The following is a 20,402-nucleotide window of genomic DNA, read 5'->3' as shown; positions in this document are numbered from 1 at the left end:
GCTTCAGTCCCCGTAAACCTCGCGGTAGAGCGCGATGATCTGCGCCGCGTCCGGAACGCGCGGGTTGTTGCCCGGGCTGCCGGAGGCCAGCGCCTGCTCCGCCATCAGCTCCAGCAGCGATTCAAACCGGTCCTGCGCGACGCCGTAGGCACGCGGGCTGGGCACGCCCAGTTCCTGGTTCAGCGCGCGCAGTTCTTTCAGCAGCAACTGCCCGGCTTCCTGATCGGAGCTTCCCGCCGGCGCTACGCCCATGACGCGCGCCGCCTCGGCATAGCGCGCCAGCCCGGCTTCCAGGCCGAAGGCGGTGATAGCCGGCAGCAACATGGCGTTGGAAAGGCCGTGGGGCACATGGAAATGCGCGCCCAGGGGGCGGCTCATGCCATGCACCAGCGCGACGGAGCTGTTGGAGAAAGCCAGGCCCGCCAGCGTCGCGCCCTCCATCATTGCGGCGCGGGCGGCGCGGTTCTGCGGCTCGGCATAGGCGGTGCGGAGATTGGCGGCGATCAGCCGCATCGCCGCCTGGGCATAGATGTCGGAGACGCTATTCGCCCGGGCACTGACATAGGCTTCCAGCGCATGGGTCAGGCTGTCGATGCCGGTATCGGCGGTCACGCGCGGCGGCACGCTGAAGGTCAGCTCGTAGTCGACCACGGCGGCCAGCGGCAGCGCGCCCAGCCCGGCGATCAGCATCTTCTCGTCATGCTTCGTGTCGGTGACGATGGTGAAGCGCGTCGCCTCGCTACCCGTGCCGGCGGTGGTGGGCACGCAGATCACCGGCAGCGCCGCCCGGTCCGCCGAGGCCGGCACCTTGAAATCCCGCATGCTCTGTCCCGGCGCCGCGGCGGCCAGGATGGCGATGGCCTTGGCGGTATCCATGGGGCTGCCGCCGCCGAAGCCCACCAGGCAGTCGAAATCGCCCGCCTTCAGTGCGGCCACGCCGGCCTCGACCACGGTGTCGGTGGGGTCGGGCACCGTCTCGGAGAAGACCTGGGCGGTCATGCCCGCGGCCTTCAGCGGCTCCAGCGCGCGGTTGACCGTGCCGGAGGAGACCATCCAGGGGTCCGTGACCACCAGCGGGCGGGAGAGGCCGAATTCCGCCAGCAGCGCCGGAAGCCGGGCCAGCGAGCCGCCGCCGATCAGCAGCTTCCTTGGTGCCACGAGGGAGATGGGGTTCATGACTGTCATTCCTCCTGCCGCGGGCGAGAGTCGCCCGCGCCCTAATGTCGCCAGGATCGGGCAGAATGCGGGAGAGGTCCACTTGCCGCCGGCCGGATCACGCGCGACCCTGGCCGGCATGTCCCGCACCTTCCTGCTCTATGCCGCCGCAGCCCTGGCGGAGATCGCCGGCTGCTTCGGCTTCTGGGCCTGGCTGCGGCTGGGGCGCCATCCGCTCTGGGCAGCGGGGGGTATGATTTGCCTGATTGCCTTTGCCTGGCTGCTGACTCGCGCAGAGACGGATGCCGCGGGCCGGGCCTATGCGGCTTATGGCGGGGTCTATGTCGCGGCCTCACTGCTCTGGCTCTGGACCGCCGAGGGCGTGCGGCCGGATCGCTGGGACGTGCTGGGGGTCAGCCTGTGCATCGCCGGCACAGCAGTTATCCTTCTGGCGCCTCGCGGCGGCTAGGCCGGGGCTCGGTTCCCATCAGGCATCCCCGCGCCCCGGCGGATGGCGTAAGATCATGCGCATGGAAATGCCGCATTCCCCCGCGCCAGCCTTCGATGAGCGCTTTCGCGAGGACCTCAGGGCCTTGTTCCGCTGGCGCCGCGACGTCCGCAGCTTCCGCACCGATCCCCTGCCGCCCGGGCTGCTGGACGAGTTGCTCGCGGTCGCGAGTCTCGCCCCCTCCGTGGGTCTCAGCCAGCCCTGGCGCTTCGTGCTGGTGGATGAGCCCGCCCGCCGCGCCGCCATCCGCGCGAGCTTCGAGGCTTGCAATGCGGAGGCTCTTTCCAGCCAGAGAGGCGCGCGTGCCTCTCTCTACGCGCGACTGAAGCTTTCGGGGCTTGATCAGGCGCCCTGCCACCTCGCCGTCCTTTCGGTCCCCGATCCGTCCCAGGGACACGGGCTGGGGCGCCGCACCATGCCGGAAACCACCGCCTATTCGACGGTGATGGCGGTGCATACGCTCTGGCTGGCAGCCAGGGCCGCGGGCCTCGGGCTGGGCTGGGTGTCCATCCTGGACCCGGCGGCGGTCACGGCCGCCCTGGAGGTGCCGCCGGACTGGCGGTTCATCGGCTATTTCTGCCTCGGCTATCCCGAGGCGGATCAGGAGACGCCGGAACTGGAACGCCTGGGCTGGGAACGCCGTCGACCGGCCGCGGCCGCGTTGATCCGGCGCTGAACCGCCGCTAGCCCTGCGGCAGCGGCTGCAGCCGTGCCAGCCGCAGCCCAGCCACCAGTGCCAGCGCCAGGCAGCCGCCCACCACCAGCGTCACACCCGGCCAGCCGCCGGACGACCAGGCCAGCCCGCCCACGGCGCCGACGATGCTGGAACCCATGTAGTAGCAGAAGAGGTAGAGGGAGGAGGCCTGCGCCCGCGCCATCCGCGCCCGCCGCCCGACCCAGGAACTGGCCATGGAATGGGCGCCGAAGAAGCAGAAGGTGACGATGGCGATGCCGGCCATAATGGCCGGCAGCGAATCCACCGCCATCAGCCCCAGCCCTCCCAGCATGGCCAGCAGCACGATCCAGAGCAGCCGCCTCCGTCCGAAACGGTCCGCCAGCCCGCCGACGAAGGTCGAGCTGCCGATGCCCACCAGATAGACCGTGAAGACCAGCCCGACCGTGGCGTGGCTGAGGGTGAAGGGCGGCGCCAGCAGGCGGTAGCCAATGTAGTTGTAGACGGTGACGAAGGACCCCATCAGCAGGAAGCCTTCCAGGAACAGCCAGCGCAGCCCGCCATCGCGCAGGTGCAGGGCGAAGTTCTCCGCCAGCCCTCGCAACGCCAGGGGCCGCGCCTGGAAATGCCGGGAGGGCGGCAGGCAGCGCCAGAAGATCACCGCCGCCAGCAGTCCCAGCATACCCACGCCCCCCAAGGCCAGCCGCCAGCCGCCCCATTCCATCAGCAGGCCGGTGATGACGCGCCCGAGCATGCCGCCCATGGCGGAGCCGCTGATATAGAGGCCCATCGCGAAGCCGGAGGATCGCGGATGCACTTCCTCCGCGATGAAGGCCATGGCCACCGCCGGCAGGCCGCTGAGCAGGATGCCCTGGAGCATCCGCAACGCCAGGAAGCTGTTCCAGCCCGGCATGAAGGCACAGGCGATGGTGATGGCCGCCGAAGCGAAGACCGAGACCAGCATCACCGGCTTGCGCCCCACCGCTTCGGAGATGGCGCTGGCCACCAGCATGCAGACCGCCATCGACGCCGTGGCCAGTGACAGCGACAGGCTGCTGGCTGCGGGGCTGACGCCGAATTCCGCAGTGAAGACGGGCATCAGCGGCTGCACGCAGTAGAGCAGCGCGAAGGTGGCGATGCCGGCGCAGAGAAAGGCGAGGTTGGTCCGCAGGAAAGCCGGCGTGCCCCGCTCGATATACAGCGCCTCGGCCGGGTCCGTGGCGGCGCTGGCCAGGGTCGGTGCCGCGGGCGGGTTGGAGGAGGCAAGCTGGTTCATCGGTCGTCCAGGATTTCGCACTGCAACATGCGCCCGCCACCGGCCTTGCCGCCATATGGCAGGTGCGATGAAATAATTCGGTCAAGCCGAATACTGTCTTCCCGACATTCACAGGAGGCTGTCCTGGAGCTGCGTCATCTCAGAGCCTTCCTGGCCGTCGCCGAGACGCTGCATTTCAGCCGCGCGGCTGAGCGGCTGGGCATCTCCCCTCCCGCGCTGACAGAGCAGGTGCAGGGGCTGGAGGTCCTGCTGGGCGTGCGCCTGTTCCGCCGCACCAAGCGCTCGGTCGCGCTGACGGATGCGGGCCAGCTCTTCCTGCGTGACGCCGGGCCGGCACTGGAACAGGTGGAGCGCGCCGAGCGCACGGGGCGGCTGGCCGGGCGTGCGGAGCTGGGCATCGTCAATGTCGGCTTCGCTGCCTCGGCGGCTTTCTCAGGCCTGCTCGGGGCCAGCGTCGCCGCCTGGCGGCAGGCGCAGCCGCAGGGGACTGTCAGGAATTTCGTGTGCGGCGGAGCGGTTGAACATGCTCAGGCCATGGCGCGAGTGAAGCGCTCGCCGAACAGAACGGCGAACTGCGCCTTAGCCATGGACCATTCCCGCGGCGGCATGGTCCACTCCTTCTCCGCCCGGTGCAAGACCAGAAACAGCAGCTTCAGGGCGGCCTCATCCGTGGGGAAGTGCCCTCGGCTTCGAACTGCACGGCGCAGCTTCGCGTTCAGCGCCTCAATGGCATTGGTGGTGTAGAGGAACCGTCTGATTTCGACGCTGAATGCGTAGAACGGCACGACCTCGGTCCAGGCGCGGCGCCAGCTCTGGCCAATGGCGGGATATTTCTGGCCCCAGAATTCTGCTTCAAAGGCAGTCAGGGCCGCTTCGCGGCGGCGGCATCCACGGCCTGGTAGATCGCCTTCAGCGCCGCGGCCACGGGCTTGCGGTCCTTGTAGGCGACGAAGTCCAGGCTCTGGCGCAGGAGGTGAACAATGCAAGTCTGCACCACGGCCTCCGGGAACACTGCCAGGATGGCCTCAGGGAAGCCCTTCAGCCCGTCTACCACCGCCAGCAGCAGGTCCTCGACACCGCGGCCGCGCAGCTCGTTCATCACCCGCAGCCAGAACTTCGCACCCTCATTCTGCTCCAGCCACAGGCCCAGGATCTCCTTGCCACCGTCGGCCCGGACGCCCAGCGCGATGTGCACCGCCTTGTTGCGGACAAGGCCCTCATCCCGGATCTTCACCCGCAGGGCATCGAAGAACACCACCGGGTAGACGGGCTCCAGCGGCCGGTTCTGCCAGGCGCTGATCTCGTCGAGCACGGCATCCGTGACAGCGCTGATCAGGTCGGGCGAGACCTCGATGCCGTAGAGTTCGCGCAGGTGGCCCACGATCTCCCGCGCGCTCATGCCGCGGGCGTACATCGAGATGACCTTGTCATCGAAGCCAGGGAAGCGCCGCTGGTACTTGGCGATCAGCTGCGGATCGAAGCTCGCCTGCCGGTCGCGTGGGATCTCCAGCGCCAGCTTGCCACTGTCAGTGACCACCGACTTCCGGCCATAGCCGTTGCGGCTGTTGCCTTCACCACCCTCTCCGGCCAAGTGGTGGTCCATCTCGGCGTTCAGCGCCCGCTCGGTGAACGCCTTCTTCAGCTCATCCAGCAGGCCGCCCTGCTCGAAGGCCGTTCTGGCGTCCGCACCGGCCAGCAACTGGTCCAGGATCGCATCCGGGATCCGCGGCTCTTTCCGTCGGGCCATAGGGGGTCTCCTTCTTCCCTACTATGCCCCGCCACACACGAAATTCCTGACAGTCCCCAGCCGCAGGTGGAGCTGCGGTTGCAGGAGCTCGAGAGCATTCCGCAACTGGAGGCATTGGGCGAAGGCCGGCTCGATATCGGCTTCATCCGCCCGCCGCCCGTCCTGCCTGATGGCGTCGCCACCCTGGTCCTGCTGCGGGAACCGCTCTGGCTCGCCCTGCCGCAGCAGCACCCCCTCAGCGCCCAGACCGCGATCCGGGTGGAGGAGCTCGCGGATGAGCCTTTCGTCACCCCGGATGCGGAGATGAGCACGGGCTTCTATCACCACACCCTCTCGCTGGGGCGGCGGGCGGGCTTCACGCCGCGCCTGGTGCATCACGGCCGCGATCTGGTGGCCGTGGCGGCGCTGGTGGCGCTCGGCATCGGCGTGGCACTGGTCCCGGACTCGCTGCGGGAGAGCCTCCGGCTGCCTGGGCTGACCTATCGGCCGCTGGCCGGAGAGCCCCTTCACGCCGAACTCGCCGCCGCCTTCCGCCGCAACGAGGCCGCGCCCGCGACCCGCGCCTTCATCCGCCAGCTGCGCCGCCAGGCCCGGTCGGCCGCCGGCTAGGCGCGGGCCGCCACCGCCGCGGCAATCACCTCCGCCCCACGTCGCGCGGCCCCTTCGATGTCACCGAAGGCCTGGCGCAGCGCGGCCTGCTGCCGCTGCACCACGCCGGGATGCGAGTGCACAGCACGGTCGAGCATAGGCATGATCTCCTCCACGCTCTCCGCGACCTCGCCCAGTTCCCAGCCGGCGAAGCGCGGGTCGCCCTTCCAGGCGACGCGATGCGCGTTGAGGAAGGCCACCGGCCTGGGCCGCGCCAGGAACTCGTAGAGCTGGCTGGATATGTCGCCGAGGTAGATATCCGCCGCCAGTACGTAGCTCATGTCGATCAGGCGCTCGGAGCCGAGGTCGACGATGATGCTGCCGGGACGCGCCAGGGCCTCCCACTCCGCCCGCTCCGCCGCCTCCATGTTCTCGGCCGCGCGGATATGCGGCGCGAAGATCAGGTTGTAGCGGGACTGAGCGGCGAAGCACTCGATGACCTGGCGCGCGAGCGGCCAGGATGAGGTGGCCGCGTCGAAATGCGGGTTGTAGAGCACCGTGGGCCGGCCATTCTCGAAGAGAGGCGGCGCGTTCCTGGCGAGGCGTGTGCAGAATTCCAGTTTCACATAGCCGCAGGCACGCATCTTGGCGGCGGGCATGTAGCCCTTTTCCTGCGCGCGCCGCAGATCCTTTTCGCCCGGCACCACCACCAGATCGAAGGCTGACTGGCGCTGCTCGGAGCGAGGCGCGCGATCCCCTGCCCCGTGCCGGAAATGGATCATCAGCTTATGGCGCAGGCCCATCATCCGCAGCTGGGCCGACGTCCGCTCGGGTGTCACGATGGCGGCGGCCCGGCGCAGGCGGGGGCTGAGCGAGAGCAGCAGCGGCATCTTTGTCGAGCTGTGGCGCCCGGTCACGGCCGAGAGCAGCCGCCCCCAGAGCGGCACGCGGACGGGCTCGATCCGCAGGGCCGGCACCTCCAGCACCGCGCGCACCCGCTCCAGCGCGGCGCTCGTCTCTGCACTGCAGGAAAGACAGGTGACGGAGTGGCCTGGCAGCAGCCGCGTCAGTTCCGCGGCGACGGGGGCGAGGTGGTAGACATGATGGGCCCCGCCGATGAAGAGGAAGATGATTTCGGTATTGGCCGGCCTGGGGCGGCCAGCGACGTCAGGGCTGGGCATCCACGAAGATCCATTATCCGCAGGAATGGCCTGAACCTGGCGGCCAACGGAAATGCCCCTCACTAACACGCCACACCGGCCGCGAGCAGGCCGATGTGGCGTTATTGCGCGATGCTAGCGCGTGGCGGGCCCGGCATCATCCTGATGCAGGGAAAGCGGCGCCGAGACATCCTCCAGCGCGCGCCGCTCTGCCGCGAAGCCCAGGCGCCATTCCGTGGCCGCCGCCACCAGCATCAGCACCGCCGCCAGCAGGAAGCCCCAGAAAATATCGCCCCGCTGCCCGCCTTCGATCAGCCAGCCGAAGAGCGCCGGCCCGGCGACGCCGCCGATGGCGGTGCCGAAGGCATAGAACAGCGCGATGGCGATCGCCCGCATCTCCAGCGGAAAGGCCTCGCCCACCGTCAGATAGGCGGCCGATGCCGCGGGAGAGGCGAAGAAGAAGATCACCGTCCAGGCCAGCGTCTGCTCCCAGGCCGAGAGCCAGCCCTGCAGGAAGGCATAGCCGGAGATGGCCATCAGGATACCCGCCACCGCATAGGTCAGCGTGATCATGGTCTTGCGGCCGATGCTGTCGAAGAGCGGCCCCAGCAGCAGCGGGCCCAGCAGGTTGCCCAGGGCGAAGGGAAGAAGATACCAGCCGATATGCTGCGACTGGATGCCGTAGAACTTCGTCAGCACCAGCGCATAGGTGAAGAAGATCGCGTTATAGCAGAAGGCTTGGCAGGCCATCAGCGTGATGCCCAGCACGGTGCGCCGCCGCTGGCGGTGCAGCATGATCTCGATGACATCGTCGAGCGAGGTATGGCCGCGCCGGCGCATCCGCACCGGGCCGTATTGCGGCGGCGGCAGCGGCCCGTGGCGGGAGGCCACCCCTGCCTCGATCTCCGCCACGATGCGGCTGGCTTTGTCGGCATGGCCGTGCGTCATCAGCCAGCGCGGGCTTTCCGGCACCCAGTTCCGCAACAGCATGATGACGAAGGCGAGCAATCCGCCGGCGATGAAGGCGGCGCGCCAGCCGATTTCGGGGTCCACCACCGCCGGGTCCAGTACCACCAGCGCCGAGGCCGCGCCCAGTGCCGCACCAGCCCAGAAGGTGCCATTGACGGCCAGGTCCACCGTGCCGCGCTTGCGGGCGGGGATCATCTCCTGGATCGCCGAGTTCACCGCCGCGTATTCGCCGCCGATGCCGGCGCCCGTCAGCGCGCGGAAGAAGGCGAAGGACCAGAAATCCCAGGAGAAGCCCGTGGCGACGCTGGAAACCAGATAGAGGCCCACGGTGATGAAGAAGAGCTTGCGCCGGCCCCAGCGGTCCGTCAGCCAGCCGAAGACCACCGCGCCCAGCACGGCGCCGATCAGGTAGGCCGAGGCCGAAAGCCCGACCTGCGTCTCACTCAGGGCCAGGCTCGGGCTTTCGTGGATGGCGGCGGCCAGGGAGCCGACCAGGGTGACTTCCAGACCGTCCAGCGCCCAGGTGATACCCAGCGCGATGACGATCAGCCAGTGGAAGCGGTCCCAGGGTAGCCGGTCCAACCGCGCCGGGACATCGGTCTCGAAGACCTCCCCCTTGGCGACCTGCCGTTCCATGCACGCCTCCCTCCTGCACGCACTTCCGGCCAACGCCGTGGCAGCGGCGGCGTTGCAGCGCGGATCTTGCTGCCGGGGCGGGAGCATGCTTGTTGTTCGCAGGATGTTCCGGAGGATTCGGTCCCGATGCTGCCGCCTGGCAAATCCGTCCCCAAGGGCCTTGGCGGCCGTGCCGCGCGCACGCATCTGGCGGCCGATCCAGTCCTGGGGCCGGTGGTCAGGCAGGTCGGGGCCTTCACGCTGAAGCCCGAGAGGCGCGAACCTTATGAGGCGCTGGTGCGTGCCATCGCCCACCAGCAGGTGCATGGCCGCGCGGCGGAAGCCATGTTGCGGCGGCTCATCGGCCTTTTCCCTGAGCACGACTTCCCCCCCGCCACCGCCATCCTCACGTTGGAGGATGGCGCGCTGAGGGGCTGCGGCTTCTCCGGCGCCAAAGCCGCCGCCATCCGCGACATCGCGCAGAAGACGGTGGGCGGGCTGGTGCCGACACTCCGCGCCGCCACGCGCCTCCCGGACGAGGAACTGGTCCAGCGGCTGGTGGCGCTGCGCGGTGTCGGCCGCTGGACGGTGGAGATGCTGCTGATCTTCACCCTCGGCCGCCCCGATATCCTTCCTTTGGACGATTTCGGGGTACGGGAGGGCTATCGCCACGCGGCGGGCCTCGATGCCCAGCCGAAGCCGAAGGAACTGGCGGCGATCGGCGCCGCCTGGGCACCTTATCGCTCGGCCGCCGCCTGGTATCTCTGGCGCGCGGCCGATCTGGCGAAGGACGGGCGCTTCAAGGCACCGACCGCGCTCTAGCCGGCCTGGGGCGGGCCCAGGAAAGTGCCCAGCGCGGCCAGGAAGCCCTCGGGCTGCTCGGCATGGACCCAGTGGCCGGCGCCCTTTACGCGGCCGAAACGCAGGGCGGGAAAGAGTGCGCGGAAAAGCGGACGGTGCTCTTCGCGGATGTAGTCCGAGTTCTCACCCGCCAGTACCAGCACCGGGCTGTCGAAGCGCGCGCCGGGCGGAAAATCCGGCGCGGCCTCGATCTGTGGCAGGGCCGCCGCGATCTCGGCCAGGCCGATGCGCCAGCCCGGATGCTCCCCGAGGCGCAGATTCTGCAGCAGGAAGCCGCGCACGCCGGCCGAGGGCACCGCGCCGGCCAGTACCGCATCGGCCTCCCGCCGCGTCAGGCCGGGGCGCATTTCCATCGCCAGCATGGCCTCCGCATAGGGTCGGTAGGCAGGTGGGTAATCGACGGGGGCGATGTCCACGACGATCAGCCGCGCCACCAGCTCGGGCCGGGTGAGCGCCAGCATCATCGCGACCTTGCCGCCCATGGAATGGCCCACCACGTCGGCGGGCGCGGCACCGTGGGCCTGCAAGGTCTCAGCCACATCGGCGGCCATCTCGGCATAGCCCATGACGGGGTCATGCGGAGAGGCGCCGTGGTTGCGGAGATCCAGCGCCAGCACGCGCCGGCCCTGGGCGGCCAGCGCCTTCTGTACCGCGCCGAAATTGCCGGCCTGCCCGAAAAGCCCGTGCAGCAGCACCAGCGGAGCGCCACCGCCCTGCCCCATCTCGATCAGGTTCAGCCGCATGCAGCCCTGCCCTCTTCTCAGCCCGAGGCTGCCACTACCACACTAGCGCAGATCAGTGCTCCGCCGATGATCACGTCCCAGCCCAGCGCCTCGCCCAGCCAGAGGGTGGAGACCACCACGCCGATGGCCGGCGCCAGCAGAAAGCCGACGGAGGAGACCGCACCGGGCAACCGCCGCCCGGCCTCGATCACGGCCCAGGTGCCCAGCGGCGCCACCAGGCAGCCGATCACCACCACCTGCCACAACGCGCCGGGGCCGATGCCCCCGCCAAGCCCCAGCGGCTCCCGTATCAGTGCCAGCGGCACCAGGACCACCCCGCCCAGCAGGAAGCCCCAGGGTAGGTTCATCAGCATCGGGCGTTCCGAGGGGTAGAGCCGCGTGATGATGATGGTGCAGGACCACAGGAAGGCCGCCGCCAGCAGCATCAGATGCCCGATGAAAGTGCTGGTCTCGCCCGGGCCCATGGCCCAGGGCCCGGCCAGGGCCAGCACGCCCGCCAGACCCAGGCCAGCCGCCAGCCAGCGGCGGCCCGGCACCTTCTCCTTCAGCACGATGACCGAGAGCGGCACCAGCCAGAAGATGGTGACATTGGCCAGCACCGCCGTACGGCCGGCCGGCACGAGCGCCACCGCCAGATGCGTCAGGGCGAAATAGGCGCCGAGTTGCAGGAAGCCGACGGCCAGCACCGAAGGCCAGTCCCGGCGCCTCGGCAGGCGCAACTCGCCCCTGAAGGCCAGGAGCAGGCCGATCACCAGCGCCCCCAGCAACGTGCGGCTGACGGCGAACCAAAGCGGCGTGGCATCCGCCAGCGCCGACTTGGTGATCGGCCAGGCGCCGCCGAACAGGGTGACGGCGACCAGCAGCAGCCGCAGGTCAGCGAGTCGGATCATGTGGCGCCGTGATCCGCGACCCGCAGCATGATCTTGCCGATATGCGCGCTGCTCTCCATCAGCCGGTGCGCCGCGGCGGCATCCTCCAGCGGGAAAGTCGCGTGGATGACAGGGGCGCATTCACCACGGGACAGCAGCGGCCAGACCTTCTCTTCCAGCGCGCGGGCGATCCCGGCCTTCTCCGCATCGGTGCGGGGCCGCATGGTGCTGCCCGTCACGGTCAGGCGCTTGAGCATGATGGGGCGCAGATCCGCCTTCTCCGCCTCATGGCCGCCGAGGAAGGCGATCAGCACCAGACGGCCATCCCTGGCCAGGCAGCGCAGGTTGCGCTGGAAATACGCCGCGCCGACCATGTCGAGGACGATATCGGCGCCCTGGGGCGCCAGCCGCTTCACCTCGGTCACGAAATCCTGCTGGCGGTAGTCAATCGCCGCGTCGGCGCCGAGATCCAGGATAGCCTGGCATTTCGCGGAGCTTCCCGCCGTGGCGAAGACCCGTGCACCGAAGGCCTTCGCCAGCTTGATGGCGGTGACACCGATACCAGAGGTGCCGCCATGCACCAGCACCGTCTCGCCCGCCGCCAGCCGCCCATGGCCGAACAGATTGGCCCAGACGGTGAAGTAGGTTTCCGGCAGCGCCGCGGCGCGAAGAGCATCGAATCCGGCGGGCCAGGGCAGCGCCTGCCCCTCGGGCACAGCGCAGTATTCGGCATAGCCACCGCCATTGGCGAGGGCGCAGACCCTGTCGCCAAGGGAGAAGCGGGCAGCACCGGCGCCCAGCGCCACGACCTCGCCCGCCACTTCCAGGCCAAGGATGGGGCTGGCGCCGGGGGGCGGCGGATAGAGCCCTTTGCGCTGCTGCACGTCCGGACGGTTCACGCCCGCCGCCATCACGCGGATCAGGACCTCTCCCGGGGCTGGCTCAGGCAGGGGGCCCCGCGTCGGCGCCAGCACCTCCGGCGCACCGCCTTCGCCATGGGCGATATACTTCATGCTGTCCGGAAACCCCGCCATGTCCAGATACCTCCCTCACGGCAGCGCGAGGGTCGGCGTCTGAGCGCATTCCGTCAAGCCGTGCACGAACCCGTGTGGGCGCCCTATGGCACAAGGCGCGGCCCCCGGGCCATGATCCCGATGAGGAGGCCATCCGGATTTCAGCGATTCCCCGTGGCTGTCTCCGGAACGACACCATTCCCGCCGCGGAGCTGGCCCGTCCGGTGGGAAGGCAAAGAAAAACCCCGCGGCGACAGCGCCCCGGGGTGATTCATGGCTTCGGCGCTATCGGCCGGAGTTCAGCCGGCCTTGATGCCGGCCGCCTGGATGATCGGAGTCCACTTGGCGATCTCATCGTCCAGGAACTTGGCCGCGCTGGCCGGCGTGCTGTTGCTGCGGGTCTGCATGGTCAGGTCGGACAGGCGCGCCTTCACGCTGTCCATGGCCATGACCTTGTTCAGCGCCTCGTTGAACTGCTTGACGACGGGCTCGGGCGTGCCGGCCGGGAGCAGCACCATGTGCCAGGTATAGGCCTCGTAGCCTGGAACGCCGACTTCCTGGAAGGTCGGGATCTCCGGCACCTGCGCCAGCCGCTCAGCCGAGGAAATGGCCAGGCCCTTGACCTCGCCGCGCTGCACGAAAGGCAGCGCGCTGTTGGCGACGTCCAGCATCATCGCGACGCTGCCGTTCAGCAGGTCCGGCATCGCTGCGGCGGAGCCACGATAGGGCACGTGGTTCACCTTCAGGTCGCCCGCCTGCTTCAGGAAGAGCTCGGAAGCCAGGTGCAGGGCCGCGCCATTACCCGTGCTGGCATAGTCGTATTTGCCGGGGTTCTTCTTGAGGAGCTCGATCAGCTCCGGCAGCGAATTGACCGGCAGGTCCTTGTTGACCATCAGCAGCATCGGAATGACGCCGGTCACGGCGACGGGCGTGAAGTCCTTGATGGGGTCAAAGGGAAGGCTCGGGAAGATCTCGCGCAGTGCCGCGTGGGCGATGGTGGTGTAGAGCGCGGTATGGCCATCCTTCGACTTGGCCACGGCATCGGAGCCGACCACCACGCCGGCGCCCGTACGGTTCTCGACGACAACCCGCTGCGGCAGCATCTTGGACAATTCATCCGCGATCAGGCGCGCCGGCACATCGGTCGGGCCACCGGCCGCGAAGGGCACCACCAGGCGGATCGGCTGGCTGGGCCAGCTGGCCTGTGCGCTGGCGGCGGCGGGAAGCACGCCAGGCAGAGCGGCGGCAGCACCAAGGGCGAGGAAATCACGGCGATTCATGAGCTTCTCCAGTGCGTCCCGTCAGCGGGCTTGTCGAGCGCTTGCTCTCATATGGCGTTCAACCACGAGAGCGTCAACGCGCGCGACGGACGCGGGCAGACGCGCACCGCCCCGCGCGAAAAGCCGCACACAGTCTGCCGGAAACACGATTCCCCGGTCGTGGATCGGCGCAGCGCATCCTTCACGGTCAACCAGCAAAGGAAGCAGTTCCAAAAATACGTGCTGACGTCGCAATGTTTCGGATTCGCTTCGTTCATCCTCTCGCCACGCGAAGCCGGCGGCACCTCTTCCACATCACCCGCACTGCGCTCCGGCCACAGGCCCTCCACGCGGCAGGACGGTCATCGTCATCGGCGCCGCCTTCACTCGTCAGCTTGCGCGAATCGAGAGACGGATCGGCGTCGTGTCAGGATCACTGCCACCGCCAGCGGCATCATGGGGCACCACAAGAGTCGCCCCCGATCCCAGCGGGTTTGCTGACGAAGCTGCTGCCTCCGCGGAGCTAGGAAGGTGCTCCCACAAGCGCGGCATAGAGTGCCGGGTCCGTCGCCCCCTCCGTGCCGAAGACCAGGACGCGGGAAGCCTCGTCCAGCCCCAGTGCCGCCCGGGCCTGCTGATCGGCGGCGGCCAGAAGCAGCCCGGCCAAGCCGGCCACGGCGCTTTCGCCGGCTGTCACGGCAGGGTCGCGGCGGGCCAGCAGGCGCATGGCCTCCGGCACCACCGCATCCGGCACCGCCATGAAGGCGAAGGTGGATCTCTCCAGTTCCTGCCACGCCAGCAGGCTCGGCTCGCCGCAGGCCAGGCCCGCCATCATCGTGTCCAGGTCACCCGGCACGGCTACTGGCGCACCGGCCTCGGCGCTGGCCAGCAGGCAGGCGGCGGCCTCGGGCTCCACCACGACGATGCGCGGCCCGGTGCCGCAGAGCGCGCGGGTCTGCACGGCCACCGCTGCCGCCACGCCGCCCACGCCGCCCTGGATGAAGACATGCGTCGGCGGCGCCGGCAGCGCGGTCAGGGCCTCCTCCGCCATCAGCCGGTAGCCCTGCATCACGTCGCGGGGCACCTCGGTATAGCCCGGCCAGGCGGTGTCGGAGACGACGAACCATCCCTCCCGCGTCGCCACCGCCGCGGCTTCCCGCACGGCATCGTCGTAATGGCCGGGTACCACACGGATCTCGGCGCCATATGCGGCGATGGCATCCCGCCGGCCCTGACTGACGCCCTCATGCACGAAGATCACGCAGCGGGCACCGAAGCGGGAGGCGCCCCAGGCGACGGCGCGGCCGTGGTTTCCATCGGTGGCGCAAGTGACGGTGATCTGCCGCGTCGCCGCGGCATGGGTGCCGGCCGCCAGGGCGGCGGTGCCTTCCACCCTGATCCCACGGCGCGCCAGCTCAGCCGTCAGCAGCCGGGCCACGGCATAGGCACCGCCCAGGGCCTTGAAGCTGCCCAGGCCGAAGCGCCCTGCCTCGTCCTTGTAATGCAGCGCGCCAATACGGGCTGAAGCCGCCAGTTCCGGCAGGGGCACCAGCGGCGTGGGGGCATAGCCTTCCCAGCTCTGGATCTCAGCCCTGGCACGGCGGAAGCCGGCATCGGGCAGGACGACCACGCCGGGCACGCCCTGGCGGGGATTGATGAACAGGCGGAAGGGATGCGACGCGATCATGCGCGCCAGCTTGGCCCCGGCCCACACGGGCGGCAATCTCCGCCACGTCAGAAAGCAGCGGCCTGGTTCACCGCCGGAAAGCCGGTCTTTCCAGGTCATCGCCAGAACGAGAAGCCGGGACTGCGCCCGGACGACCCCACTCCATCCGCGGTTCGTGCGGAACCCGCATTGGTTTCATTTAGCCTTCCTTTTTATACCAGATACTTGCGACGTGTCCTTGGCGGCCTCGATCAACTTCCTGCCGTGGAAATGCAGAGCCATCTGGCTTGGCATCCGGTTTCAGGTTATGGCGCGAACGGACCATGGCCGAGATTTCCGGCCTTGTGTTCGAACCGGCGACCAGCGTGCCGCGTCAGCCTGCCGGCACCAAGGATGAGGATCAGCAACTTGATTTCCCGACGCACCATCATGCTGGCGGGCGGCATGCTGCCCCTTCTGCTCGCCGCCTGCCAGAATCTGCAAAGCCCCGGCAGGCCGTTACCAGAAGACGGCACCATCGATCTGATGACGCTGCTCTCGGCGCGTCCGGACACCAAGATCTTCACTGCGGCGCTGAAGCGCTCAGGCCTCGATTCCCGCATCACCCCGGCCAATGGCCCGGCCACCGTCTTCGCACCGACCGACGCGGCCATCCAGGCGCTGCCGGCGGACCGGCGCTCCGTCCTGACCGACAGCTCCACCGACCAGGCGGTGCTGCGCGCGGCCGTGGGCGGACTGGTTGCTTCCGGCCAGCTGCGGCTGGAGAGCATCGTCATGCGCAACGGCCTGATCAACACCTGGACAGCGGGCCAGCAGCTGCGTGTCACCGGCGCGCCCGCGCCCACCGCCAAGGTGCAGCGCGCGGTGCTGGTCAATGGCCGCAGCAGCAATGTCGGGCCGCAGGTCGGCTTCGTGCGGACCGATATCCTGGCCAGCAATGGCGTGATCCAGGTGCTGGACGGCGCGCTGCTGCCCTGACCGGACGGGCCGGGGGGACCAACTGCCCGGCCCATTCCTTTTCCGCCCGGCGGCGCCGGCGGCAGGTCGGCCTTTCCTCCCGCCGGCCATCGGCTCATGCTGTGGCGCATTGAAGCCTCTGCGGAACCTGGCATGTCCGATACCGATCCGGCCCTGATGTCGGCCGAACAGCTCCTCGCATCCTATGCCCGCCGCCGGCTTTCCCCGGTCGAGGCGCTACAGGCGATCATGGAGCGGGTGGCGCGCTACAATCCCTGGGTCAATGCCTTTGCCATGCTGAACCCCCGTGCCCTGGCCGAAGCCGGGGCCAGCGAGGCGCGTTGGGCCGCCGGGCGCCCGATCGGCCCGCTGGACGGCGTGCCGGTGACGGTGAAGGACCTGCTGAACGTGCAGGGCATGCCGACCCGCCGCGGCAGCAAGACCACCGACAGCAGGCCCGCCACCGAGGATGCGCCCGCGGTCATCGGCCTGAAGGCGGCCGGTGCGGTCATCCTCGGCAAGACCACCACCACCGAATTCGGCTGGAAGACCCCGGGCGACAGCCCGCTGCATGGCATCAGCCGCAATGCCTGGAACCCCGAGCGGACGGTGGGCGGCTCCTCCTGCGGTGCCGGCGCGGCGGGGGCGGCCAATTTCGGGCCCATGCATGTCGGCACCGATGCCGGCGGCTCCATCCGTATTCCGGCCGCCTATTGCGGGCTGGTGGGGCTGAAGCCCAGCTATGGCCGCATCCCGCAATGGCCACACAGCGCCTTCGGCCAGGTCTCCTGCGCCGGCCCCATGACGCGCAGCGTGCGCGATGCGGCGCTGATGTTCTCGGCCATGGCCCAGGCGGACCTGCGCGACCCCTATTGCATGCCCGACGACCCGCGTGACTGGCGTCACGGCATCGAGGACGGCGTGGCGGGGCTGCGCGTCGCCGTGGTGAAGCAGCTGGGCTATGCCCCGCCCGTGGATGCCGAGGGCGAGGCGGCGGTGGAACTGGCGGCGCGCCTGCTGGCCGAGCAGGGCGCCATCGTCGAGTATGCCGACCCCGACTTGCCGGACACCCGCCAGATCTTCGGCCGCGTCTGGGGCGTGGCGCTGGCGCGCCTGGTCGCCACCACCCCGCCCGAACAGCGCGAATTGCTGGACAAGGGGCTGGAGGAGGTCGCGGAGCGCGAGGGCGGCATGTCCGCCATCGACTTCCTGGGCGCCGAGGCCATGCGTACGCAGGCCGCCCATGCCATGGCGCGCTTCCATCTGAAATACGACCTGGTGCTGACGCCGACCACGCCCACCGCCGCCTTCGCGGCCGATGCGCCGACGCTGAAGCCGACCGAGGCGCTGTGGCGGGACTGGGCGCCCTGGACCTTCACCTTCAACCTGACGCGCCAGCCCGCCATCACCGTGCCGATCGGTATGGATGAGAGCGGCATGCCGCGCGGCGTCCAATTCGCCGCCGCCCAGTTGCGGGACGACCTCTGCCTCCGGGCCGCACGCGCCATCGAGCGCGCGGTGACCCTGCCCTCGGCCCGGGCGGAGGAAGCCCATAGCTGCGCGCATCATCATCACTGAGGCAGCCGCCCAAGCCTGAGGGCGGGGCCGTGGCGCATCCTTGACCACGGCCCCTGCCCGTCCCAGCTTACGGGCGGAAGGACGACCTTCCGCGATCCCCTCTCCACGCCGGGACGGCCCGGCCTACTAGGACAGGATCGCCATGATTTCCTGGATTGCCCTTTTCGTCGCCGGCCTGCTGGAAGTGGGCTGGGCCGCCGGCCTGAAGCAGAGCGAGGGCTTTACCCGCCTCGTCCCCTCCATCTTGACGATCATCGCGATGATCGGCAGCTTCATACTGCTGGCCTTCGCCATGCGCGCCCTGCCGCTTGGCACCGCCTATGCGGTGTGGACCGGCATCGGCACGGTGGGCGCCGCCATCCTGGGTATGCTCATCTTCGGCGAAGCCGTGACACCGATGCGCATCCTCTGCATCGGGCTGATCGTCGCGGGCATCGCCGGGCTGAAGCTGACCGCCTGAGGCCGAGCAGGAGCCGGCGCGCGGCACGGCCCGGCCGGCCGCGCGCCCGGCATCACCAGCGGCGTGGCGGGCCGCAGTCCAGATGCACGAAGCCCTCACGGTAATAGCCGACGCCGCCCACCTGCATCTGCGCGGCGGTGCGCGCCACGCCACGGCCGTCGCGCCCGGGCAGGCGGAAATCCGCCGCCATGCCCGACATATGCAGGCTGGCGGTCGAGACGGCGCGGGAGCGGCGGGCGTTCTTCGCATTGTGCTCCGGCGTGCGGTAGCCGCTCATGATCCGGTAGGTCTCGTCGCTATCGAGCCGGTCGGCCACGGCGCTCAGCACATCGAACAGCCGCGGGTCCATTGGCGTCACCTCGGCGGCAGAGAGGTCGCGGAAGACCCAGTCCAGTTTGTGCAGGGCCTCGCGGTCGTATTTTCCGTCGCGGAAATAGACGCCGTCGAAGCTGTCATCCGTCGGCACGCGCACGGCGCGCAGGCGGCGCACCGGCGGTAGCTGCACGGCCTGCGCCGTGGAGGAGAGCGCGCCGGCCCCGGCCAGGGCGCCGAGGCCGAAGCCCAGGATCTTGCGCCGGCTGAAGACGCCGCCCTCGCAGCAGGGGCAAGGGCCGGGGCGGTTGAACAGGTCCAGCATCAACGCACCACCACCGCACCGGAAAGTTTCTCCGCCCGCGCGGGCGCTTCCGGCTGCAAGCGCGGAACACCCGTTGTCAGCAGCGGCGCACCGGTGTTGCCACGCTGGTCCAGCGCCTTGGCATAGGCCGCGTCGAGCCCGTAGATGTCGGAATAGAGCCGCATTTTGCCCTGTTCGATCGTCACTGTCTGATAGGAGAGGCGCACCGGAAGGGGGCGGCGTAGGCCGACCGCGGTGGTCTGCCTCGATTCCAGGACCCTGTTCGCGCGGGCGCGATCCCAGTCCGGAGTGCCGTTGAGCACAATATCCAGCAATTCCATGGGGCGCTCCAACCGTATGCAACCGGAGGAGAAGGCACGGCTCGCCCGGTTGAAGAGATGGCGGTCCGGAGTATCGTGCAGATAGATGTCATCGCTATTGGGCATGATGAACTTGATACGGCCGAGAGCGTTGGAATCGCCGGCGTCCTGGCGGAAAATATAAGGGACGCGTTCAGGATTGACCGCCGCCCAGTTGACGGTGAGCGGATCGATTTCCACCCGCTCTCCGCCCACATACTGGTAGACGCGGAAGCCCTTCTCGATCATCGCGCGGGGATCGCGGCGGAACTTCGGCAGCAGGTCTTCCCGCGCATTGCGCTCCGGCACGCCCCAGGGCGGGTTGAACTGCACCGTGGTCATGGTGACCGCCAGCATCGGCGTGGCGCGTGCGGGTTTGCCGACGATCACCGCCATGTCCAGCAGCCGCTTCTCCCCTTCCAGCACGCGCAGCCGGTATTCCGGGACGTTCACTTCCACCCGGCGGCCAGGCTGCGGACGCGGCATGGCACGCCGCATATCCATCGCCACCCGGATCTGGGTGAGGCGCTGCTCGGCCGGGCGGTTCAACAGGCGCAGCGTCGCGGGGCCGACGCGGCCGTCCGGCTCCAGCGCGTTGGCGCTCTGCCAGCGCCGCACCGCATAGAGCAGGGGGTCGTCGTAAATCTCCGGGTCGAAGGGCGTCGTCGCCGCCAGCTCCGGGTCCTCGGCCGCCAGCCGGGCACGCAGCGCCGGCACCCGCTCCGGGTCCACCGCTCCCGGCTCGATGGTTCCGGTGCCCATGGGCACCTTCGGCCAGCCACCGGCGGCGACGAGGGCGCGGGCCTCCATCAATCCCTGGCGCAGGACCGCCATGCCCGGCGGCAGCAAGGCCGCCTGCTCGATCACCTCGGCCGGTTCGGCGCTGCCATAGAGCCGGGCCTGCCATGCGGCCATGGGCACCGTGTCCCGCCGCAGGTCCGGGCGGCCGGGCAGGCCGCGCACACGGCCCTGCAGCAGGTCGCCCAGCGCTACCAGGGCGGCGGCATAAAGCGCGGAGGTATAGCCCTGCGGGTCGCCCGATGCGCGGCTATCGGCGGGGATCGCATAATGCGACGGGTTCAGCCCATCCTGATCCAGCGCCCGCAGCCGTGCCGAGAGGCGCAACAGGGCTTCCCATCCCGGTTGTACGGCCTGCACGCGGACAGGGCCGGCTCCCAGTGCCGGGAGCGGCAGGGCGGAAGCCAGGAGCGACAGGCAGATATCACGTCGGCGCATGCTATGGTCATACAACCGCAGCGCGCTGTGTTCCACCCATCATTGCGCTGCAGCTTGCCAGAGCCGCGTCGGGTAAACAGGTGATGTTTCCGTC

At 69.3% G+C, this 20,402-nt stretch carries 18 protein-coding genes and 2 pseudogenes; 8 read left to right on the top strand and 12 right to left on the bottom strand.

Annotated elements, in window-relative coordinates; all coding sequences use genetic code 11:
- Positions 1 to 3: 3 nt before the first annotated feature.
- Complete coding sequence (locus IAI58_RS10285; RefSeq protein ID WP_207445946.1) at positions 4 to 1,176, bottom strand: iron-containing alcohol dehydrogenase; 1,173 nt, start codon at positions 1,174 to 1,176, stop codon at positions 4 to 6.
- 118 nt (positions 1,177 to 1,294) lie between these two features.
- Between IAI58_RS10285 and IAI58_RS10280 the strand changes: the two genes are divergently transcribed.
- Together IAI58_RS10280 and bluB are read left to right on the top strand one after the other, a co-directional pair.
- On the top strand, positions 1,295 to 1,624 hold the full coding sequence (locus tag IAI58_RS10280) for a YnfA family protein (RefSeq protein ID WP_207446089.1): 330 nt from the start codon (positions 1,295 to 1,297) through the stop codon (positions 1,622 to 1,624).
- A gap of 55 nt (positions 1,625 to 1,679) precedes the next feature.
- Positions 1,680 to 2,339: a 5,6-dimethylbenzimidazole synthase gene (bluB, locus tag IAI58_RS10275; RefSeq protein WP_408906192.1), complete on the top strand. Its 660-nt coding sequence runs from the start codon at positions 1,680 to 1,682 to the stop codon at positions 2,337 to 2,339.
- A gap of 7 nt (positions 2,340 to 2,346) precedes the next feature.
- Here bluB and IAI58_RS10270 read toward each other — a convergent pair whose 3' ends face one another.
- Positions 2,347 to 3,612 carry an MFS transporter gene (locus IAI58_RS10270; protein WP_207445945.1) on the bottom strand — a complete coding sequence of 422 codons (1,266 nt, stop codon included), beginning with the start codon at positions 3,610 to 3,612 and terminating at the stop codon, positions 2,347 to 2,349.
- Between the two features lie 27 nt (positions 3,613 to 3,639).
- On the opposite strand from IAI58_RS10270, the pseudogene IAI58_RS23035 reads away from it, so the two are divergent.
- Positions 3,640 to 3,909 (top strand): annotated as a pseudogene (locus tag IAI58_RS23035) (helix-turn-helix domain-containing protein); the annotation flags it as partial.
- Between the two features lie 230 nt (positions 3,910 to 4,139).
- On the opposite strand, the pseudogene IAI58_RS10260 reads toward IAI58_RS23035, so the two are convergent.
- Positions 4,140 to 5,359: pseudogene (locus tag IAI58_RS10260) on the bottom strand (IS256 family transposase).
- A gap of 66 nt (positions 5,360 to 5,425) precedes the next feature.
- Here IAI58_RS10260 and IAI58_RS10255 point away from each other — a divergent pair.
- Entirely contained in the window at positions 5,426 to 5,968 is a 543-nt protein-coding gene (locus IAI58_RS10255; RefSeq protein ID WP_272877175.1) for a LysR family substrate-binding domain-containing protein, read from the top strand.
- Here IAI58_RS10255 and IAI58_RS10250 read toward each other — a convergent pair.
- Both IAI58_RS10250 and IAI58_RS10245 read right to left on the bottom strand, forming a co-directional pair.
- On the bottom strand, positions 5,965 to 7,128 hold the full coding sequence (locus tag IAI58_RS10250; protein ID WP_207445944.1) for a hypothetical protein: 1,164 nt from the start codon (positions 7,126 to 7,128) through the stop codon (positions 5,965 to 5,967). The two genes, IAI58_RS10255 and IAI58_RS10250, sit on opposite strands and share 4 nt — an antisense overlap.
- A 114-nt stretch (positions 7,129 to 7,242) precedes the next feature.
- Positions 7,243 to 8,712 carry an MFS transporter gene (locus IAI58_RS10245; RefSeq protein WP_207445943.1) on the bottom strand — a complete coding sequence of 490 codons (1,470 nt, stop codon included), beginning with the start codon at positions 8,710 to 8,712 and terminating at the stop codon, positions 7,243 to 7,245.
- 126 nt (positions 8,713 to 8,838) lie between these two features.
- Between IAI58_RS10245 and IAI58_RS10240 the strand changes: the two genes are divergently transcribed.
- Positions 8,839 to 9,513: a DNA-3-methyladenine glycosylase family protein gene (locus IAI58_RS10240; RefSeq protein ID WP_207445942.1), complete on the top strand. Its 675-nt coding sequence runs from the start codon at positions 8,839 to 8,841 to the stop codon at positions 9,511 to 9,513.
- Here the strand turns inward: IAI58_RS10240 and IAI58_RS10235 are convergent.
- The 5 genes from IAI58_RS10235 to IAI58_RS10215 form a co-directional block, all read right to left on the bottom strand.
- Positions 9,510 to 10,295 (bottom strand): alpha/beta fold hydrolase, encoded by a 786-nt coding sequence (locus tag IAI58_RS10235; RefSeq protein ID WP_207445941.1) that lies wholly within the window; start codon positions 10,293 to 10,295, stop codon positions 9,510 to 9,512. The two genes, IAI58_RS10240 and IAI58_RS10235, sit on opposite strands and share 4 nt — an antisense overlap.
- Before the next feature lie 17 nt (positions 10,296 to 10,312).
- Positions 10,313 to 11,185, bottom strand: coding sequence for a DMT family transporter (locus IAI58_RS10230; RefSeq protein WP_207445940.1), 873 nt, complete (start codon positions 11,183 to 11,185; stop codon positions 10,313 to 10,315).
- Entirely contained in the window at positions 11,182 to 12,198 is a 1,017-nt protein-coding gene (locus IAI58_RS10225) for an NAD(P)H-quinone oxidoreductase (protein ID WP_207445939.1), read from the bottom strand. The genes IAI58_RS10230 and IAI58_RS10225 overlap by 4 nt, the downstream gene beginning before the upstream one ends.
- 278 nt (positions 12,199 to 12,476) lie before the next feature.
- Entirely contained in the window at positions 12,477 to 13,457 is a 981-nt protein-coding gene (locus IAI58_RS10220) for a Bug family tripartite tricarboxylate transporter substrate binding protein (RefSeq protein ID WP_207445938.1), read from the bottom strand.
- 502 nt (positions 13,458 to 13,959) lie between these two features.
- The gene (locus tag IAI58_RS10215; protein WP_237182836.1) at positions 13,960 to 15,150 is read right to left on the bottom strand and encodes a diaminopropionate ammonia-lyase; all 1,191 of its coding nucleotides are present in this window, start codon (positions 15,148 to 15,150) and stop codon (positions 13,960 to 13,962) included.
- Positions 15,151 to 15,510: 360 nt separating this feature from the next.
- Here IAI58_RS10215 and IAI58_RS10210 point away from each other — a divergent pair, with 360 nt between their 5' ends.
- The 3 genes from IAI58_RS10210 (at position 15,511) to sugE (ending at position 18,097) form a co-directional block, all read left to right on the top strand.
- Positions 15,511 to 16,080, top strand: coding sequence for a fasciclin domain-containing protein (locus IAI58_RS10210; RefSeq protein ID WP_207445937.1), 570 nt, complete (start codon positions 15,511 to 15,513; stop codon positions 16,078 to 16,080).
- Positions 16,081 to 16,212: 132 nt separating this feature from the next.
- Positions 16,213 to 17,637, top strand: a complete 1,425-nt coding sequence (locus tag IAI58_RS10205; protein ID WP_207445936.1) for an amidase — start codon at positions 16,213 to 16,215, stop codon at positions 17,635 to 17,637.
- Positions 17,638 to 17,779: 142 nt separating this feature from the next.
- Positions 17,780 to 18,097, top strand: a complete 318-nt coding sequence (gene sugE / locus IAI58_RS10200) for a quaternary ammonium compound efflux SMR transporter SugE (RefSeq protein WP_237182296.1) — start codon at positions 17,780 to 17,782, stop codon at positions 18,095 to 18,097.
- Between the two features lie 52 nt (positions 18,098 to 18,149).
- Here sugE and IAI58_RS10195 read toward each other — a convergent pair whose 3' ends face one another.
- Together IAI58_RS10195 and IAI58_RS10190 are read right to left on the bottom strand one after the other, a co-directional pair.
- Entirely contained in the window at positions 18,150 to 18,734 is a 585-nt protein-coding gene (locus IAI58_RS10195) for a YcbK family protein (RefSeq protein WP_207445935.1), read from the bottom strand.
- Positions 18,734 to 20,308, bottom strand: a complete 1,575-nt coding sequence (locus IAI58_RS10190; protein WP_207445934.1) for a L,D-transpeptidase family protein — start codon at positions 20,306 to 20,308, stop codon at positions 18,734 to 18,736. Before IAI58_RS10190 ends, IAI58_RS10195 begins: the two co-directional genes overlap by 1 nt.
- Positions 20,309 to 20,402 lie beyond the last annotated feature (94 nt).

This window comes from Roseomonas marmotae (genome assembly GCF_017654485.1).
Taxonomy (GTDB): domain Bacteria; phylum Pseudomonadota; class Alphaproteobacteria; order Acetobacterales; family Acetobacteraceae; genus Pseudoroseomonas; species Pseudoroseomonas marmotae.
Note: the sequence above shows the minus strand (reverse complement) of the source record. Positions and strands in the feature narration are given on the sequence as shown.

Bases quoted from the DNA above. Each gene is read 5' to 3' on its own strand.
- IAI58_RS10220 (WP_207445938.1), bottom strand. From the start codon at position 13,457: ATGAATCGCCGTGATTTCCTCGCCCTTGGTGCTGCCGCCGCTCTGCCT.
- IAI58_RS10230 (WP_207445940.1), bottom strand. From the start codon at position 11,185: ATGATCCGACTCGCTGACCTGCGGCTGCTGCTGGTCGCCGTCACCCTG.
- bluB (WP_408906192.1), top strand. From the start codon at position 1,680: ATGCGCATGGAAATGCCGCATTCCCCCGCGCCAGCCTTCGATGAGCGC.
- IAI58_RS10225 (WP_207445939.1), bottom strand. From the start codon at position 12,198: ATGGCGGGGTTTCCGGACAGCATGAAGTATATCGCCCATGGCGAAGGC.
- sugE (WP_237182296.1), top strand. From the start codon at position 17,780: ATGATTTCCTGGATTGCCCTTTTCGTCGCCGGCCTGCTGGAAGTGGGC.
- IAI58_RS10280 (WP_207446089.1), top strand. From the start codon at position 1,295: ATGTCCCGCACCTTCCTGCTCTATGCCGCCGCAGCCCTGGCGGAGATC.
- IAI58_RS10205 (WP_207445936.1), top strand. From the start codon at position 16,213: ATGTCCGATACCGATCCGGCCCTGATGTCGGCCGAACAGCTCCTCGCA.
- IAI58_RS10235 (WP_207445941.1), bottom strand. From the start codon at position 10,295: ATGCGGCTGAACCTGATCGAGATGGGGCAGGGCGGTGGCGCTCCGCTG.
- IAI58_RS10240 (WP_207445942.1), top strand. From the start codon at position 8,839: ATGCTGCCGCCTGGCAAATCCGTCCCCAAGGGCCTTGGCGGCCGTGCC.
- IAI58_RS10285 (WP_207445946.1), bottom strand. From the start codon at position 1,176: ATGAACCCCATCTCCCTCGTGGCACCAAGGAAGCTGCTGATCGGCGGC.
- IAI58_RS10250 (WP_207445944.1), bottom strand. From the start codon at position 7,128: ATGCCCAGCCCTGACGTCGCTGGCCGCCCCAGGCCGGCCAATACCGAA.
- IAI58_RS10190 (WP_207445934.1), bottom strand. From the start codon at position 20,308: ATGCGCCGACGTGATATCTGCCTGTCGCTCCTGGCTTCCGCCCTGCCG.
- IAI58_RS10195 (WP_207445935.1), bottom strand. From the start codon at position 18,734: ATGCTGGACCTGTTCAACCGCCCCGGCCCTTGCCCCTGCTGCGAGGGC.
- IAI58_RS10270 (WP_207445945.1), bottom strand. From the start codon at position 3,612: ATGAACCAGCTTGCCTCCTCCAACCCGCCCGCGGCACCGACCCTGGCC.
- IAI58_RS10245 (WP_207445943.1), bottom strand. From the start codon at position 8,712: ATGGAACGGCAGGTCGCCAAGGGGGAGGTCTTCGAGACCGATGTCCCG.